This window comes from Mucilaginibacter sp. Mucisp86 (genome assembly GCF_047324315.1).
GTDB lineage: Bacteria > Bacteroidota > Bacteroidia > Sphingobacteriales > Sphingobacteriaceae > Mucilaginibacter.
On sequence record NZ_CP168503.1, the window covers coordinates 6505289 to 6523421 of the forward strand.

Here is an 18133-nt window from a genome sequence, read left to right on the forward strand (position 1 = left end):
GTATTAACTTGCTGCTATTTCGCCCCAGGTTGATGGATTTTCGCGCCATTGTTTAAGCAGGTTTACATCTTTCTCATTAATAAATTGATGCTCCTCGGCATATTTAATAAGCGCGTTGTAGTTTGACAGGGTTACATAAGGGCAATTGGCCTGTTTGAAATTTTCGTCGGCAATATCAAAGCCATAGGTAAATATGGCAGCAAGGCCGGCAACGTCATAACCAGCGGCACGCAAAGCTTCAACAGCCTGTAGGCTGCTTTTTCCGGTGGAAAGCAGATCTTCAATAACCACAACACGTTTGCCTGAGGTAGTAGGAGCATCACCCTCAATCATACTGCCGGTACCATGTTCTTTAGGTTTTGAACGCACATAAATAAAAGGAAGGCCTAATTCCTGTGCTACTAATGCACCTTGCGGAATGCCTGCAGTTGCTACACCCGCAATACAGCCAACTGATCCGAATTTATCCTGAATAGCTGCAACTAATTGCTGCCTGATATAAGTACGAATGGTTGGATGAGAAAGGGTAACGCGGTTATCGCAGTAAATTGGAGATTTCCAGCCCGATGCCCATGTAAAAGGATTATTGGGTTGTAATTTAATTGCTTTAATTTGCAGCAGGAATTCGGCTACTTGTTGTTCGATCTCATTATTAGTAAACATGGCTCAAAAATACAGAATTTATATTAACGAAAAGGTTATCCTGCTCACAGAATCTGAACCAAAGCATGCGGATAATTTTGAAAGGCTTGATGCAGAGACATTTGATCTTAAAATTATATATACCTGGATCCTCGCTAACCCCAACAAATTGTTCTATATAAAAACAGCCAATGCTAAGGTGTATTTTAAAGCTGTTAAGAAAAATATTACACTAATTGAAGCGGCAGGCGGGCTGGTTATGAACACTAAGGGGCAATATTTGTTCATTTATCGTAATGATAAATGGGATTTACCCAAAGGCAAAATTGAAAAAGACGAAAAGGTAAAAGAAGCTGCGGTGCGTGAGGTAGAGGAGGAGTGCGGCATAAAAGTAAGCGAGCTCGGCGAAAAAATTTGTAAAACCTACCATGTTTATGTTAACCGAGGCGAGGTAGTACTTAAAAAAACGCATTGGTTTGCAATGAAAAGCAAAGGCAAAGAAAAGCTAAAACCTCAAAAAGAAGAAGGTATTACCGATGTGCGCTGGTTTGAGCACCATCATATTGAACCGATAGTTGAAAATACTTTTCCATCCATCATGGATGTGCTGCATAAAGAAAAGCTGGTTACAAATAAGGTAATGCCTCTTTCGGAATAAACTGGCTTACATCGCCATTATAGCGGATGATTTCGCGCACAATGGTTGAGCTTATGGACGAATATCCTGGCTTGCTTACAATAAATATGCTTTCAATATCGGGTGCCAGCGAATGGTTCATCTGGGCTATGGCTTTTTCGTACTCAAAGTCAGATACTGTACGGATCCCTCTGATCATGTAGGCCGCACCTATGCTTTTGCAAAAATCTACGGTAAGTCCTTCGTACGCTATTACATGGATCCGCTCATCGTGCTCAAAAACAGCCCTGATCATCTGCTCCCGCTGTTCAATTGTCAAGAGGCCTTTCTTGCTGCTGTTTACACCTATGCCTATATAAAACTTATCAAACAGCTCAACAGATCGTTTTACGATATCAACATGCGCTTTTGTGATGGGATCAAATGAACCTGGAAACAGGGCTATCTTCATGCAGTAAAATTAGTGAATAGTTGATTGGGTTAGTTAAATGCACAGTTGTTTTTTATCTTTTATCTGTATTTAATTAAACCCACAGTGTATAAACCATTCACCTAATGAACAAAATCAACCCTAAACCAGGGCGGCTAATTGCGCGTATTGTAAAAGCATAATTGTTTTGGCATCTTTTATTTCCCCTGTGTGTACCATTTTCAAAGCCTGGCTAAAAGATAATTCCAAAACTTCAATATTTTCATTTTCGTGAGCGAGGCCGCCGCCATCGCTAACTTTCATTTCTTTGGTATATTCGGCTACAAAGAAGTAAAGGATTTCGGTAACCGATCCCGGCGACATATACGCTTCAAAGACTTTCTTAACATGCGTTATTTTATAACCTGTTTCTTCTTCGGTTTCCTTGCGGATGCAGTCTTCCGGATTATCCTTATCAAGCAATCCGGCACAGCATTCAATCAGCATTCCGTCGGTGTTGCCGTTAATGTAGGTCGGTAGCCTGAATTGTTTGGTTAATATCACCGATGCCTGTGCTTTATTGTAAAGCAGGATGGTTGCACCATTGCCTCGGTCATACGCTTCCCGGTGCTGTACAGATGTTTCTCCGTTTTTTTCGGTAAACTCGTAAGTTACTTTTTTAAGGGTATACCAGTTATCTGATAATATTTCAGTATTAAGAATGTTGACTTGTTTCATTTGATTGATCATTTATGATTAATAATGACTATTTTTGATCGAATTAAAACAAATAAAATGAACTTTCCTAAGAGAAAACAAAAAATAATTGAGCAGCTTAACCTTTGCGGAGAAATTGATATAAAGCAAATGGCTGCCGATTTGAATATTTCGGAAATAACCATCAGGCGCGATCTGAACCAGTTAGCAGCCGATGGGATTCTTTACCGCACACATGGAGGCGCAACAAAAGTTAACCCTCACGAAAAGCCGCACAGCTTCGCGAATAAAAGTGCCCAAAATGCAGCTGTTAAAGATGCTATTTGTCGCAGGGCAGCAGCACAGATCAACGACGGGGACATTATTTTTATGGATTGCGGAAGCACCGTTTTCAGGCTTTGCCAGTTCATTAAAAACAAAAAGATAAAGGTTATAACAAATTCACTGCCTGTAATATATGAACTTCAGGACTGCGCTGTAAGTGTGAATATTATAGGAGGGGAGCTGGACAGGGAGCGACAAGCCGTACATGGCACTACGGCTATTGAGCACATCCAAAAATACCGGGCAACCAAGGCTTTTTTAGGTATTGATGGCATTTCACAAGCAGGTTTATTTGCCAATAGCGAGCATGAAGCATCTATAACAACTGCTTTCGCGGCAAACAGCACTTACACCTATATCCTTTGCGACGCGGACAAGATAGGAAAAGAAACCTACCTTAATTTCGCTGGTTTAAACATCATCAATGCAATCATTACCGATGCTGATAACAGCAAGGTCAAAATCTTTGAGGAAAGCGGGATTGCTGTTTTAAAGGCGGATGTCTAAACCGGTCTGAAAAATGAAAAAGATGAATGCCCGTATTTTCTTTGTTCCACGAAAGCTGGATGATTGCTTAGATTTTGAAGGGATTGATGCTCGACTATTAATAAACCGTCGGGTTTAAGCAAATTCTTCTCGAAAACAACTTTTGGCAAATCGGGAATTCTGTTCAGATCATATGGGGGATCGGCAAATATCAGATCGTATTGTTCGGTTTCAACATTCAGATATTTGAACACATCTTCGCGGTAGGTTTTTATTTGTGTAAGCTTATGCTGGCGCGAAGTATCTTTAAGATAATTTACGCAGTGGATACTTCTATCCACTGATATAACCTCTGATGCCCCACGTGAGGCAAACTCAAGAGAAATGTTACCCGTACCGCTGAACAAGTCGAGCACTTTAATCCCCTCAAACTCAATTTGATTAAGCAGGATATTAAATAAAGCCTCCTTTGCCAGATCTGTTGTGGGGCGAACGGGAAGGTTTTTAGGAGGATTAAGCCTTAAGCCTTTTAAGCTGCCTCCTATGATGCGCATAATGAAAGAGCTGATATTGATAACACCCTGTGTGCAACAACTTCTGTGGGTAGTTGTAATACCCGTAAATTATTGATTTCAACTTTGCCGAAAAATTCAGCCAGGCGGTTTAAAATCTTATCATCGGCTTCAAGGTCTCCACTCAGGTATAGATTCGTGTTTATGGGTTCCAGGGCAAGCTCCTTAGTAACCAATACGGTAAAGTAAACAAGCTCATCAACCTCCTTAAACTCAAATGAATTATAAAAACGGAGTTTATCGCCTGCGAAGTAGCTTATTTCTACCTTATCTTTTTCAATATTGAGGTAAAGGTCACTGCTGCCGGGGTTATTTTGAGCAATGGCAGTTAACCATCCTTTTGATGTAAAAACGGTATTACGAATGCCAAATTCCTCAGCTGCATTTACAACAGCCTCGCTGGTTTTGTATACAATAACATTTTCCTGGTCTAACACCTGTGCTAAAACTTTACTGTCTGCCTTTACATCAAGAAAGCGGGCAAGGTTGGGAAGGCGGTCGGCGCTAAATATTTCGGCAGGCACAAGTGTAAAGCTATGTGCCGGTAAACCAATAACTATTTGCCTGTACTTAGGAGATAAGAGATCGAGCAATTCCTGCGGATCACTGAGTTCATCAAAGGGATAGTTTTCGGCCCAGGCAATTAAAGTTCCATTATTGCTTATGGCATACGAAAACGATTTGTCTTCAACCTGTATTAATAAAGTGTAATCTTCAGTTCTATCTAAACTAAAGTTATCATCATGGTAAGTGTAATTGTGTTCGTTCATACCGGTTTTAACAAAAGTAATATTTTTTAGCAGATACAGTAATTACCGCAATCCAAATTGATATGCCGTTATAAAATGCGGGTTAATATCATCAGGAAGATAAATATCAAAATTGGTAAGCCCACCGGTTTAGGATAGTAATCATTATCCGGAAAATATCTTTTGAAAAAAAACTGGCTAAGAATTAACGCGCCAATCAGTCCAAAACCTATGTTAAGTCCTGCTACTGAAAGCATTGCTGTAACCTGTGCCGGTGTTGGCTGGCCGCCTTTTGCAGTTACATTCATGGCATCAACAACCTGTTGCAGGTTAACGCCCGAATGCATGATAACAAAGTAGGAGAGATAGGAAAAAAATAAAACAAAGGCCAGTACCGCCGGAACCGCTTTTCTATAACCGGCGTTGTATAAATTGATAACTAGCAGCACCCCGCCAAATATCAGGTTAAAAAACGAGAACCAAAATATTGCCCTTTTGGAGTAAATATCTACATAATCGTCTTCGTTGTATTTTTCTTCCTCTTTGTTTTCGTCAAATTCCATGGCCCAAATGTAAAACTAATCTTACTGAATTAAATACTTATCATCATTTTTGCAGGGTGTCAAATCCCGATCATATCCGCCAGGCATTTCCGCATGAGCCAACAGGCCAGCAAACCGAGCTTTTTAGCAAACTGCATGCTTTTTTAAAAAGCGCAGAGGGCGATGAATGCTTTATCCTGAAGGGCTATGCGGGTACCGGGAAAACAACCATAGTGGGTGCGCTGGTAAAAGCGTTGAGGCACTACAATTATAAAGCTGTGCTTTTAGCCCCTACAGGTCGCGCAGCCAAGGTAATTACCAATTATTCCGGGCGTAAGGCTTTTACTATTCACAAACGCATCTACCGTAAAAAATCAGCGCTGACTATTGATGATGGCTTTGCCCTTGCCGATAACCTGGCCAGTGATACGCTTTTTATTGTGGATGAAGCTTCCATGATCTCGGATGAAGCAATGGGCAATAACCACGTATCGTTATTATTTGACTTACTCAGATACGTTTATAACGATAAAAACTGTAAGCTGATACTGGTAGGCGACACTGCACAGCTGCCTCCGGTTGGAGCTGATGATAGCCCCGCGCTCGATGGGCAGCTTATGGGTGATAAATTTGGCCTGTCAATATTCAGTTATGAGCTTACCGAGGTTTTGCGACAGCAGAAGAACTCGGGTATTTTATATAACGCCACCAATATTCGTGATCTGATACGCGAAGAGCTCATTGAGATACCTAAAATTGTAACCAAAGGGTTTAAGGACGTTTACAGAATGACCGGCGAACGATTGCCGGAAGGCTTAGAGTATGCTTATCGCAAATATGGCTATGACCGCACGCTTATCATTTGCCGCTCAAACAAAAATGCCAATTTGTACAACGGGCAAATCCGTAACCGCATCCTGTACCGGGAGGAAGAACTCACTGGTGGCGACCAGATCATGATAGTGAAGAACAATTATTTCTGGCTGCAGGATAAGGATGAGAATAGTACGGCGTTTATTGCCAACGGCGATATAGCCCGCATAGTAAAAGTGCGCCGCACTGAAGAGATGTATGGCTTTCGTTTTGCCGATGTGCAATTGGAGTTTATAGATTATGCCGAAGATCCAACGCTCGATTGCAAGGTGCTGCTTGATACGCTTTATGCCGATTCGCCTGCATTAAACCAGGAAGATCAGAAACGGTTTTACCAGGAAGTGATGAAGGACTATGAGCATTTGCCCAGTAAAAGAGTCATGCATAACGAGCTAAAGCTTAATCCATACTACAACGCTTTACAAATAAAATTTGCTTACGCCATCACCTGTCACAAAGCCCAGGGTGGCCAGTGGGATGCCGTTTTTGTTGATCAGGGGTATGTAACTGATGAGATGATCAATATGGATTTTTTGCGATGGTTTTACACAGCCCTAACCCGGGCCACTACCGAACTGTTTTTGGTTAACTTTGATAACAGGTTTTATAAGTCAAATGAAGATTAATCCGCTTTTTAAAGTTAAAGCGGATTAACCGCCGGAAGCGTGATCGTAAATGTTGATCCCAAACCCTCGGTACTGGTAACGCTGATGCTCCCTTTATGCTTTTCAATAATCTGGCGCACTATACTTAAGCCAAGCCCTGTTGATTTTTCACCGCGCAAACCTGTTCGCCCTGCTTTTGAAAATTGATTGAAGATCTCAGGCAGCATAGCAGCCGGGATGCCCACGCCATAATCCTGAACTTCGATGGTTACCACATTATTTTGTTGAGATAATCGAATATCCACCCGGTCCCTGTCTTTTGAAAATTTAACGGCATTACTGATCAGGTTATCGATAACCCGGTGGAATTTTTCATGGTTGATGAGTGCATTAACAGCACCTGCCGTATTGATGAACAGCACATCAACCTTGTTGCCTTGCTGCAATTTCCATTCGTTTACAATGCCGTTAAGCCATTGGTTAAGGTCGGTATTGCGGGTTTCAAAAACCGCTATGTTTTCATTTTGGGCTGCCTCCAGCAAATCATCAATGATACTTCGTGCTTTTACGCATGAAGCTTTCATCATATTGATATTATCCTGCGTATCTTCATCAACCTCATCAAGTTCCATCATCATGGCAATCGACTCTACTGCTGCTATTGGATTTCGGAGATCATGGGCTACCATGCCTAATACCTGGTTTTTAAATTCGCTTGCTTTTTCAATTTCCGAGTTTTTTTCGCGAATCTCGATCACCTGCAAATAATAGTTGGCTTTATAAGTAAAAAAGTATCTGGAAGTAAAATAAAATCCTGAGAGCAAAATGGCCGATATCAGCTGGTTATACAGCATATCTGTAGCGGGTGTTTGGCTGTAAAATAACAGCGAAGTAAAAAATACTTCAACTGCTACAAGCAGCAATACAGTTTCATAGTATTCAAATACAAATATTACACTAATGAGGCTCAGTGCAACAAGATACAAAGTGAGTGCATTGCTTGGATCGGACGTGGCAATAAAACTCGAATACATACCACAAACAATAATATACAGGGCAAACAAAAACACAAGCAGAGACATGCCTGTTGTTGCTTTTTTACGTCCTTTAAATCCAACTATAAAAAGATTGCTGGCTATCAGGAAAACCGGGGTTACGATAATGAAAACCCAGTTACTGAAATTAAATTCAGGGAAATTTTGTGCTTTGGTTAAACTAACCGGGAATACAAGGTAAAGGATGCGGATAATTAAATTAAGTAGCAAAAATATCATACTGGCACCCCTGATAGCCACCAGATTTTGGTAAGTATAATGATCACGGTATTGCGACCGGTATTTGATTGGAAGACTATTAAAAAAGAAATGGGTGTTCAATTATATTTTATGGATTAAACAAAATTATGAAAATATTTAAAAACAACGTAACGGAAATGTGACAAAGCACAATTAACCCTTTTTACAAATATTAGGTCAGATAACATATAAGCCTATTTTGATGAACCTTGATTGTTTTTAAAGAAAGGAAAAATATAATTTACACATCATAAAACCAAAATCACATGTTAATGAAATCTATTAAATTTATCACAATTGTTATTACTGTATTAACAACTTTTTCCTGCAGAACTGTAGAAAGGGCTAATCAGAAAGAAATTAAACCGTTTGTAGGCATTTGGAAGGATACAACCAATCCAGGATCTCAAGTCGTATTCAGGTCGGATGGCAGCTTTTATAACATTGCAAAAGAAAATAATGTACAGATTGTTACACACAGCGGTACTTTTAAAGTCCTATCCGACAGTATTTATGTATTGACGATTACAGATGCGAGGCCCAACGCCACATATGATCTCAAAGGAAGACAGTATGCCAATTATTACACGTTAAGCAGCAATAGAAAAACGATGAAGACAAGTGGCGTGGTTGACGGAAGAAATGGCGGAAAAGGACTTGCCTGGACCTGCAATTTAGTTAAAGTTGATAAATTGGATAATTAAACCCGCGCCTGGCTGACTAAACCCTCGTCACATTATAAGTCCCCATTTTACAGACAATAAGAATTGCACCCTCGCAATTATCTTTATCCGTTACACAATATTTCACTAACAGGCAAGCGCACGCCTGTCTGTTAATGAGGTGTTTGTTAAGCTCATCTGAGCTTAGCGTCCTTAAATATCTCCACTTGAGGCATACTTTTATTATTGTTTTAACATGTTAAACGACAAATTGCTTCGTACTATTGTTAATATTAACGTCTAAATTGCTAATAATCATGGCAAAGTGTCATTATAATTTGATTTTAAATGACAATTTTTCACTATGAATACTATGGCCGATAATTTGATTAACACTGAGTACTATGAATTTTAACAACTTTACCATAAAAGCTCAGGAAGCCGTGCAGAAGGCTTCTGAAATTGCTGTTGGTAACCAACAGCAGGCAATTGAGACCGCACATCTGCTTAAAGGCTTGTTACTGGTTGATGAAAACGTAATTAGCTACTTATTAAAGAAACTAAACGTTAACCTGAAAAGGTTAAATGATACTTTAGATGCACAGATTGCATCGTTCCCTAAAGTAAGCGGAAGCAATGTATATCTTTCGTCTGAGGCAAATTCGGCTTTGCAAAAAGCTTCGGGATATTTAAAAGAATTTAAAGATGAATTTGTATCGGTTGAGCATGTGCTGTTAGGTATTCTGGCAGCCGGCGGTGCGGTGAGCACTATGCTTAAGGACTCAGGTGTTAATGAAAAAGACCTGAAAAAAGCTATCATTGAATTACGCGGTGATAGCAAAGTAACTGATCAAAACGCCGAAGCTACTTACAATGCCCTTAATAAATATGCCCGTAATTTGAACGAATACGCAGGTTCGGGCAAGCTGGATCCGGTTATCGGTCGCGACGATGAAATTCGCCGTGTTATCCAGATCCTGTCGCGCCGTACCAAAAACAACCCGATATTGGTTGGTGAGCCCGGTGTTGGTAAAACAGCCATTGCCGAAGGCATTGCATTCAGGATTATTAAGGGCGATGTGCCCGAAAGCTTGAAAACCAAGGTGGTATACTCGTTGGATATGGGAGCCCTGATTGCTGGTGCCAAATACAAGGGTGAGTTTGAAGAGCGATTGAAAGCCGTTATAAAGGAAGTTACCCAAAGTGACGGGGAGATCATCCTGTTTATTGACGAGATCCATACGCTGGTAGGTGCAGGCGGGGGAGAAGGTGCTATGGATGCAGCCAATATCCTTAAACCAGCTTTAGCACGTGGCGAGCTTCGCTCCATTGGAGCCACTACGCTTAACGAGTACCAGAAATACCTGGAAAAAGATAAAGCTTTAGAACGCCGTTTCCAAAAAGTAATGGTTGAAGAACCTGATACTGCCGATGCCATATCTATTTTACGCGGACTGAAAGAACGTTATGAAACCCACCATAAAGTGAGGATCAAAGACGAAGCGATCATCGCTTCTGTCGAAATGTCACAACGCTACATTTCCGACAGATTTTTACCGGATAAAGCTATCGACCTGATGGATGAAGCCGCTTCAAAGCTTCGTTTGGAAATGGATTCGGTACCTGAAGTGGTTGACGAGCTCGAACGCCGCATCATGCAGCTGGAGATTGAGCGCGAAGCCATCAAACGTGAAAAAGATGATCGCAAGGTTGCCGAACTGAGTGAAGAAATTGCCAACCTTTCACAACAACGTGATTCGTTACGTGCCAAATGGAAAGGTGAAAAAGACCTTGTTGATGGCATTAACACCAAGGTTGAGCTGATAGAAAATTACAAACTGGAAGCTGAACAAGCAGAGAGAGCAGGTGACTATGGCAAGGTAGCTGAATTACGCTATGGAACTATAGTAGAAGCCCAGGCCGAAGTTGAAAAGCTGAAAGCTGCCCTGCTTGAAAATCAAAGCGACAGCCGCATGCTGAAAGAGGAAGTTACCGCCGATGATATTGCAGGTGTAGTAAGCCGCTGGACAGGCATCCCGGTGAGCAAAATGATCCAGAGTGAGCGCGAAAAACTGCTTAACCTCGAAGATGAGCTGCACAAACGTGTAGCCGGACAGGAAGAAGCTATCGAAGCTATAAGTGATGCCATCCGCCGCAGCCGTGCAGGCTTGCAGGATAAACGCAGGCCAATAGGCTCCTTCATATTTTTAGGTACAACCGGTGTGGGTAAAACCGAACTGGCAAAAGCTTTAGCCGAATACCTGTTTAACGATGAAGCTGCGCTTGTGCGGATAGATATGAGCGAGTACCAGGAACGGCATGCTGTGTCAAGGCTGATAGGAGCGCCTCCGGGCTATGTAGGGTATGATGAAGGCGGGCAGTTAACGGAGGCCGTTCGCCGCAAGCCTTACAGTGTGGTTTTACTGGATGAAATTGAAAAGGCCCATCCCGATGTATTTAACATCTTGTTGCAGGTGTTGGATGATGGCCGTTTAACTGATAACAAAGGCCGTGTGGTGAATTTTAAAAACACTATCATCATCATGACCTCCAATATCGGCTCCAACATTATCCAGGAAAACTTCCAGAACCTGGAAGACGAAAACCGCGATGAGCTGGTTGCAAAAACAAAGAACGAGCTGTTTAACCTGTTAAGGGTAACTATCCGTCCGGAGTTTTTGAACAGGATTGATGAGATCATCATGTTTACCCCGCTTAACCGCGACGAGATCCATGATATTGTTAAGCTGCAATTTAAACAGGTTCAGCAAACCCTTGCAGAAATGGGTGTAACTATCGAGGCATCCGACGAAGCTTTGGATTGGCTGGCACAATTAGGATACGATCCGCAATTTGGCGCACGTCCGTTAAAACGTGTGATCCAGAAAAAGATCCTTAATGAGTTGAGTAAACAGATCCTGGCCGGTACGGTGGATAAAGACAGCGTTATCAAAATCGATATGTTCGATAACCAGTTCGTGTTCCTGAACTCAGCCAAAGAAGCTGCGGAACCGGCTAAATAAGCCATAGAAATAAATTAAATGTAAAAAGGCTTCTCAAATTTGAGAAGCCTTTTTATGTTAAAAACAGCTGAAGAATCTACTAAAAAACTTCGGCTGTTTGTTTAGCTGCCGATGCTAAGCTGACCCCCGTAAGCTGATCGGCAAAGGCCACGAAGGCCTTACTTTCCGATATACGTAGTTGATTGGCGATCAGATTTTGTAAATTGATTTTTCCTATAACAAATTTGTAGTTACCAGAATAGTAGCGTTCGTTGATGTGCTCAAAATTTAACGCCTCAACCAGTTCTTCATCGTCGTAGCGCAGGTAAATGGTTAACTCAATATTATTGGTAAAATTAAGATCGGTTTTCTCTTTAGCCTTTTTGTATTCGTACTGATAGTTATAACGCAAAGCTGCTATATCCGATAATACTGCCGAACCGGTAGGGTGGCCACCGGCGCCTTTTCCGAAAAAGAATTGCTGATCGGCAAAGGCGGCTTGTACGGTTACGCCATTGTATTCGTACTCAACGTTATATAAAAACTCTTTGTCGTTCACAAATTTAGGCAATACAAACAGGGCAACATTACGGTCATCAAGTTCTTTGGCTACAGGTACCAGTTTAATTTTGAGGTTCTTTTCGCGGGCATACTGTAAATCGGCAGCTGCAAGGTTCTGAATACCCAGGTTAAATACCTCATCGGGCTGTACAACAACGCCGTAAGCGTGGGCCGCCGCTATAACCAGCTTATACTTAGCATCAAAACCGCCAACATCGCTGGTTGGGTCGGTTTCGGCAAAACCCAGGTCCTGGGCTTGCTTCAATGCACTATCGTAATCAAGCCCTTCAATAAAACCTTTCGAAAGGATATAATTTGAGGAGCCATTGAAAATACCACTTATGGAATGCAGTAACTCGTTGTCATAGTATTCTTCCAGGTTACGAATAATAGGAATACTGCCACAAACCGCACCTTCATATAATAGCGATGTACCATATTGATGCTGGATCTCGATCAGTTCTTCCAAATGCAGTGCGATCATTTTTTTGCTGGCAGATACTACGTTCTTGCCAGATTTTAACGCTCTTGAAACAATCTCAAAAGCAGCTTCAGTATCATTGATGAGTTCAACAATGGTATTGATCTCGGGGTTGTTAAGCAATTCTTCTTTGTCGGTAGTAAATAAATGCGCCGGTAAAGAACGTTTTTTATTTGGATCCTTAATAGCAAACTTTACTATCTCGATATTTAAATGCTTTGTTTTGATGATGTCATATAAACCCTGGCCTACAACTCCAAATCCGAAGAGGCCGATATTTAACTTTTTACTCATTACGCTGTACGTTGCAGTTCTATAATTTTTCCTTTTACATCCGTTTTAAAAAACGATGTAAATATGTTTGTTAATGCTTCTGTTTCAATTAAAAATCCGTCGTGCCCATAAAACGAATCCAGTTCGGCAAAGGCTGCTTTAGGGATATGTCTGAACAGATATTGCTGCTCTTCAATAGGGAATAACACATCAGATGAGATCCCGATAACCAATGTTTTTGCCTTAATCAGGCTTAATGCTTTATCAACCCCGTTACGGCCGCGGCCTACATTGTGCGAGTCCATCACTTTTGTTAAATACCAATAGCTATAGGCATTATAACGGTTTACCAATTTCTCGCCCTGATAATTTTGGTATGATGATGAGCGGAATCCGTCCTTAACGTCATCACTTTCTTCCTGTTGGGTAATGCCGTAGGTTTTATAAGTACGATAACTTAGCAGCGCGATACTGCGGGCTGCTTTTAAGCCTTTTTGGCCGCCTTCCGGTGTATTGCCATAAAAAGTACGGTCGGCACTAATGGCTAAACGTTGCGACTCGTTAAAAGCTATGCCCCAAGGCGAGTGCTTGGCATTGGTTGCTATCAGGATAAGGTTTTTAATCCGCTCCGGCTCAATAATAGCCCATTCCATAGCCTGCTGACCACCCAATGAACCACCAATCAATACACTGATATTATTGATGTTCAAATGCTGGGCAAGCAACTGGTGCGCTTTAACCATATCCCGTGTAGTAAACTGGGGATAGGAAAGATAATAAGGCTGGCCGGTAACCGGGTTAATGCTCAGCGGACTTGTAGTACCATAAGGAGAACCCAAAATATTGGCGCAAACTATAAAGTGCTCTTCCGGGTTAAAAAAATAACCCTCACCAATAAGCCCTTTCCACCAGTCAAACACGTCGCTATTAGCAGTAAGCGCATGGCAAACCCAAACAACGTTATTTTTTTCTTTATTTAACCGGCCATAAGTATGAAAGCCTATCTCTAAACCTTCAATTGTGCGGCCCGATTCAAATTCAAAAGTATCAGTGTATTTAAATATCTCTGCGTTCATTCTGTTATTTGTTATTTCAGGTGCAACCGGTATTTCCGGCTGCAACCTGCAATAACGTTTACTATATCACTTAAAAAAACTATACATTGTTAAACTAACTCACCCTCGCTTTGCTTAATTTTTGCAAAAGCCTGTTCAAAATCGGCTTTAATATCATCAATATGTTCAATACCAACAGCCACACGTAATGAAGCAGGTGTAACACCGGCAGCTAATTGTTCTTCGTCAGATAATTGCTGATGCGTGGTTGCCGATGGTTGGATGATGAGTGTTTTTGCATCGCCAACATTGGCCAAATGACTTACCAGTTTAAGGTTATTGATCAACCGGCTGGCCTGCTCTTTATTACCCTTGATCTCGAACGACAATACACCGCCAAAACCGTTCTTTAAATATTTTTTAGCCAGGTCATGGTATGGCGATGATTCCAGTCCCGGATAATTTACGCTTGCCACCTGCGGGTGCTGCTCCAACCATTTAGCTAATTGCAGGGCATTGTCAACATGGCGCTGTACACGTAATGAAAGTGTTTCCAGTCCCTGTATATTCAACCATGAATTAAATGGAGCTTGTGACGGGCCGAAATCCCTCAAGCCCTCAACACGTGCACGAATAATAAACTGGATATTACCAAACGGCCCACCGATGCCAAAAACATCGTTAAAGATCAGGCCATGATAACCTTCAGACGGTTCGGTAAATTGAGGGAATTTGCCATTGCCCCAATTGTAATTGCCGGCATCAATAATAACGCCGCCAATACTTGTACCATGCCCGCCAATCCATTTAGTGGTTGACTCAACAACCACGTTGGCACCATGCTCAATAGGGCGGAAGAGGTAACCACCCGCACCAAAAGTATTATCAACAATCAGCGGCAGATCATGTTTTTTGGCAACTTCGCTAACCTTTTCAAAATCAGCAATGGTAAAACCCGGGTTGCCGATGGTTTCCAGGAAAATAGCTTTTGTTTTATCGTCAATAAGCGCCTCGATATTAGCTGCTGTATCGTCTTTAGCAAAACGCACATCAATACCCAAACGTTTAAATGCTACTTTAAACTGGTTATAAGTACCGCCGTACAGGAAAGGGGAGGTAACAAAGTTATCACCCACCTGCAATATATTATTCAGGGCAAGGAATTGCGAGGCCTGGCCCGATCCTGTAGCCAGCGCAGCCACACCGCCCTCTAAAGCCGCGATGCGTTTCTCAAACACATCGGTTGTAGGGTTCATGATGCGGGTATAGATGTTACCAAACTCCTTTAATGCAAATAAGTTTGCGCCATGCTCGGCACTGTTAAATACGTAAGAAGTGGTTTGGTAAATGGGCACTGCGCGTGAACCTGTTGTTGGATCAACTTCCTGACCGGCATGTAATTGTAAGGTTTCGAATTTTAAGGCAGACATAGTTGTAAATTTTTAAATGTGTTTAATTTAGATTTTTAATTTTAAGATGGATTTAGTATGCCGGTTAAGATAACCGGTTAACCACACACGCGTTTTTCAGAGAGATGAAAAAGAGCGTGTTAAGCATCAACAGCAGCAACACATACAAATACAGCCAATAGGGGAGCCAATATATTGTACGTTACCGTTTGCGGTGTAAAAAGTGTTGCGTTGCGTAAATTTAATTAAACTTTTCATGGTTATAAATTTATATTCCCCGGTGTTATTTGCCGGGACAGGAATTGGCACCTTCTTCAACATTGAAGGGTTGCCAGCGGGTCATTGAGCCTGATCTCTCGCCGCTTCTTTATAAATCAAAACCCGAACTACGTGCGGAGTATTGATCGACCTTGGTATTGCTACCAAATAATGTTGCGAATATAAGGGATTATGGGATAATGCACCAAATTTTATTTTCGAAAGCTGCATTTATTAATACAAATGAAAACTTTATACCTTAGCAGATATTTTTTATGCCTATCCCTTATGCAGGAAACTATGCTTCGAAAATCATTTATAATCGTTCTGTTTTTATCTATTTTTTATACAGAGGGTTTTGCGCAAATAGATAATTCTACTCTTTCGAAAAAAGTAATTGTAAATAATATCTGTTTGTGTCAAACTACAATTGCTGATTTAAAAAAGTCAGATTCGGACTTGAAAGACACGGTGCTTGAAGAAATGGATTTGAACGCCGTTTGTGTCGGAAATGATCCGAGATATATCGCAGGTAGCGGATATTCAACGTCAAAATATCCTGGAATGATATTCCAGCAAGATCAAAAAAATGACCTTATCAGCAAAATCAGGCTGACTAAAGCATTTGCTGGAAAACTACCTGACGGAAAGGAAATTGATCTTAGTAAGTTATTACTTAAGGACTTGTTTAAACTATATCCTGCATTTAAGGAGCAATGGTACACGAGAGGCTGTTCTGATTATTGGAATTTCTCTAACGACACTATTTCTTTTTATGTTAAGATAGATTCGGCCAAAAAATCAGTATTCCCGATAGATGAAGCGTATTATATGGATAAGCCTGTGGAAGCAGCTGATTTAATATTGTCTTGTCACGGGGCAGTAAAGGAAGATACTCAACAGTATGTTACAGGTGAGACTGAAAACAACGAACCTGTATATTTTATTGACAGTGTGCGCGTAACCGGAGAAGGCCTAAACAAGTTAAACAGTAATGATGTAGCCACGGTTTCTGTTTACAGGGGTGCAAACGCAATAATAAAATATGGCCGCGAAGCGAAATATGGACTAATTTATATAGAAACTAAAAAATTTGATATTCACCGGTTTCAAAACTATTTTAAATCGAAATCTGCTGATTACACCAAGCTAATTTCCACACCAGCAAACGCCCCCAAGATCCAATACATTCTTAATAAAAAGGTACTGACCAATAATTACGAAGGTAATTTAGCTGGGATAAATGATAAAATATTCAAGGGGCTCATAATTATAAACAAGCGTCAGCTTATGAAACAATATGGGGTCACGAATAAAGATTATGGTGTAATAATTACTGCCGATATACCGGTTAATTCATTTAATAAAGACAAGGAAAAGGAACAAGAAAAAAACAAGCACTAAGCCAAAGCCTGTTCCATATCGGCAATTAAATCATCAATATGCTCCAGTCCAACCGAAACCCTCAACAGGTTACGAGGCGTTTTAGTATCCGGACCTTCAACCGTGGCACGGTGTTCTATTAAGCTTTCAACACCTCCAAGGCTGGTTGCTTTGATAAACAGTTTAAGCTTGTTGATGATATTATGCGTATCGTTCTCATCGCCTTTAACAATAAAGGATAACATGCCGCCAAACGCCAGCATCTGATCTTTAGCGATATCATGCTGCGGGTGCGATGGCAAACCTGGATACATTACCTGTTCAACATTAGGATGCTGTTCAAGGTATTCTGCCAATAGTTGTGCATTTTGTACGTGGCCTTTTACGCGGTATGGCAAGGTTTTTATACTACGTACCAAATAATAACAATCCATAGGCGAGGGGATAGCGCCGCCCATTTCCTGCACCTGGCGGATTTTTGTCCACCAATCATTCTTTTCAGAAGTGATCAAAACACCGCCCATCAGGTCGCTATGCCCGCCGAAATATTTGGTGGCCGAGTGCATCACCATATCTGCCCCTAACTCAAGCGGCCGTTGGCAAATAGGAGTGGCAAAAGTATTATCGCATAAAACTTTAATGCCTTTTGCTTTGGCAATTGCCACTACCTTTTTAATATCGGTTATTTTAAGCAAAGGGTTTGAAGGTGTTTCTATCCAGATCAAACCTGTTTCGGGCTTAATATGCTGTTGTAAAACTTCTTTGTCGTTTACATCAATAAAATCAAAGGTAAGGATGCCGTTGAACAGGGTTTTAAGCTGGTTACGCAAGCCATGATACATATCATCAGGAGCAATAATATGTGTACCTGGTTCAAGCGATTGAAATACCGACATACCTGCAGCGTTGCCCGATGAAAAAGAAGCCGCTTCATCACCGCCTTCCAGCTTAGCCAGCACATGCTCCAACGCATGGCGGTTAGGGTTTGATGAGCGACTGTAAATATACCCCGCCGGAAAGCCACCATCTTCACCACGCTCAAACGTGGTTGACATAATAATGGGTTGTATAACGGCCCTTGTTGCTTCATCAATATGATTGCCGGCATGTATGGCTATAGTTTCAGTTTTCATTGGCATTTGTGCTTATCGCTCAAAGTAAAAAAGAATATTTGTTATTAACTGTAGCGTTTTTTTCT

At 41.2% G+C, this 18133-nt stretch carries 17 protein-coding genes and 1 riboswitch; of the genes, 6 read left to right on the plus strand and 11 right to left on the minus strand.

Features of this window, described 5'->3' with window-relative positions; all coding sequences use genetic code 11:
• Positions 1 to 3 precede the first annotated feature (3 nt).
• Positions 4 to 663 (minus strand): orotate phosphoribosyltransferase, encoded by a 660-nt coding sequence (pyrE, locus tag ACEN9X_RS27030; protein ID WP_413668093.1) that lies wholly within the window; start codon positions 661 to 663, stop codon positions 4 to 6.
• On the opposite strand from pyrE, the gene ACEN9X_RS27035 reads away from it, so the two are divergent.
• Positions 662 to 1300, plus strand: a complete 639-nt coding sequence (locus ACEN9X_RS27035; protein ID WP_110582603.1) for an NUDIX domain-containing protein — start codon at positions 662 to 664, stop codon at positions 1298 to 1300. The genes pyrE and ACEN9X_RS27035 overlap by 2 nt on opposite strands.
• Here ACEN9X_RS27035 and coaD read toward each other — a convergent pair.
• Positions 1269 to 1730, minus strand: a complete 462-nt coding sequence (gene coaD, locus ACEN9X_RS27040; RefSeq protein ID WP_114937978.1) for a pantetheine-phosphate adenylyltransferase — start codon at positions 1728 to 1730, stop codon at positions 1269 to 1271. The genes ACEN9X_RS27035 and coaD overlap by 32 nt on opposite strands.
• A 120-nt stretch (positions 1731 to 1850) precedes the next feature.
• Positions 1851 to 2426, minus strand: a complete 576-nt coding sequence (gene nudK, locus ACEN9X_RS27045) for a GDP-mannose pyrophosphatase NudK (protein ID WP_413668094.1) — start codon at positions 2424 to 2426, stop codon at positions 1851 to 1853.
• A 57-nt stretch (positions 2427 to 2483) separates the two neighbouring features.
• On the opposite strand from nudK, the gene ACEN9X_RS27050 reads away from it, so the two are divergent.
• Entirely contained in the window at positions 2484 to 3236 is a 753-nt protein-coding gene (locus ACEN9X_RS27050; protein ID WP_413668095.1) for a DeoR/GlpR family DNA-binding transcription regulator, read from the plus strand.
• Here ACEN9X_RS27050 and rsmD read toward each other — a convergent pair.
• The 3 genes from rsmD to ACEN9X_RS27065 all read right to left on the minus strand — a co-directional run bounded on the left by rsmD (position 3233) and on the right by ACEN9X_RS27065 (position 5099).
• Positions 3233 to 3769, minus strand: a complete 537-nt coding sequence (gene rsmD / locus ACEN9X_RS27055) for a 16S rRNA (guanine(966)-N(2))-methyltransferase RsmD (protein WP_413668096.1) — start codon at positions 3767 to 3769, stop codon at positions 3233 to 3235. The two genes, ACEN9X_RS27050 and rsmD, sit on opposite strands and share 4 nt — an antisense overlap.
• Positions 3757 to 4557 carry a DUF3822 family protein gene (locus ACEN9X_RS27060; RefSeq protein WP_413668097.1) on the minus strand — a complete coding sequence of 267 codons (801 nt, stop codon included), beginning with the start codon at positions 4555 to 4557 and terminating at the stop codon, positions 3757 to 3759. The genes rsmD and ACEN9X_RS27060 overlap by 13 nt, the downstream gene beginning before the upstream one ends.
• A 68-nt stretch (positions 4558 to 4625) precedes the next feature.
• The gene (locus ACEN9X_RS27065; protein WP_413668098.1) at positions 4626 to 5099 is read right to left on the minus strand and encodes a hypothetical protein; all 474 of its coding nucleotides are present in this window, start codon (positions 5097 to 5099) and stop codon (positions 4626 to 4628) included.
• Between the two features lie 56 nt (positions 5100 to 5155).
• Here ACEN9X_RS27065 and ACEN9X_RS27070 point away from each other — a divergent pair, with 56 nt between their 5' ends.
• Positions 5156 to 6577: an ATP-dependent DNA helicase gene (locus ACEN9X_RS27070; protein ID WP_413668099.1), complete on the plus strand. Its 1422-nt coding sequence runs from the start codon at positions 5156 to 5158 to the stop codon at positions 6575 to 6577.
• 14 nt (positions 6578 to 6591) lie between these two features.
• Here the strand turns inward: ACEN9X_RS27070 and ACEN9X_RS27075 are convergent, their stop codons facing one another.
• Positions 6592 to 7932: a sensor histidine kinase gene (locus ACEN9X_RS27075; protein WP_413668100.1), complete on the minus strand. Its 1341-nt coding sequence runs from the start codon at positions 7930 to 7932 to the stop codon at positions 6592 to 6594.
• A gap of 191 nt (positions 7933 to 8123) precedes the next feature.
• Between ACEN9X_RS27075 and ACEN9X_RS27080 the strand changes: the two genes are divergently transcribed.
• A complete protein-coding gene (locus tag ACEN9X_RS27080; RefSeq protein ID WP_413668101.1) occupies positions 8124 to 8555 on the plus strand; it encodes a hypothetical protein in 432 nt (143 codons plus the stop codon).
• A 362-nt stretch (positions 8556 to 8917) separates the two neighbouring features.
• Positions 8918 to 11536, plus strand: coding sequence for an ATP-dependent chaperone ClpB (gene clpB / locus ACEN9X_RS27085; protein ID WP_413668102.1), 2619 nt, complete (start codon positions 8918 to 8920; stop codon positions 11534 to 11536).
• Positions 11537 to 11615: 79 nt separating this feature from the next.
• On the opposite strand, the gene ACEN9X_RS27090 is transcribed toward clpB, so the two are convergent.
• The 3 genes from ACEN9X_RS27090 to ACEN9X_RS27100 form a co-directional block, all read right to left on the minus strand.
• The gene (locus tag ACEN9X_RS27090) at positions 11616 to 12851 is read right to left on the minus strand and encodes a homoserine dehydrogenase (protein WP_413668103.1); all 1236 of its coding nucleotides are present in this window, start codon (positions 12849 to 12851) and stop codon (positions 11616 to 11618) included.
• Positions 12851 to 13906: a homoserine O-acetyltransferase family protein gene (locus ACEN9X_RS27095; RefSeq protein ID WP_413668104.1), complete on the minus strand. Its 1056-nt coding sequence runs from the start codon at positions 13904 to 13906 to the stop codon at positions 12851 to 12853. The genes ACEN9X_RS27090 and ACEN9X_RS27095 overlap by 1 nt, the downstream gene beginning before the upstream one ends.
• Before the next feature lie 89 nt (positions 13907 to 13995).
• On the minus strand, positions 13996 to 15315 hold the full coding sequence (locus ACEN9X_RS27100) for an O-acetylhomoserine aminocarboxypropyltransferase/cysteine synthase family protein (protein ID WP_413668105.1): 1320 nt from the start codon (positions 15313 to 15315) through the stop codon (positions 13996 to 13998).
• Positions 15316 to 15559: 244 nt separating this feature from the next.
• Positions 15560 to 15670: riboswitch (SAM riboswitch) on the minus strand.
• Between the two features lie 125 nt (positions 15671 to 15795).
• On the opposite strand from ACEN9X_RS27100, the gene ACEN9X_RS27105 reads away from it, so the two are divergent.
• The gene (locus ACEN9X_RS27105; protein WP_413668106.1) at positions 15796 to 16956 is read left to right on the plus strand and encodes a hypothetical protein; all 1161 of its coding nucleotides are present in this window, start codon (positions 15796 to 15798) and stop codon (positions 16954 to 16956) included.
• Here ACEN9X_RS27105 and ACEN9X_RS27110 read toward each other — a convergent pair.
• Complete coding sequence (locus ACEN9X_RS27110) at positions 16953 to 18068, minus strand: trans-sulfuration enzyme family protein (protein ID WP_413668107.1); 1116 nt, start codon at positions 18066 to 18068, stop codon at positions 16953 to 16955. The genes ACEN9X_RS27105 and ACEN9X_RS27110 overlap by 4 nt on opposite strands.
• Positions 18069 to 18133: the final 65 nt, after the last annotated feature.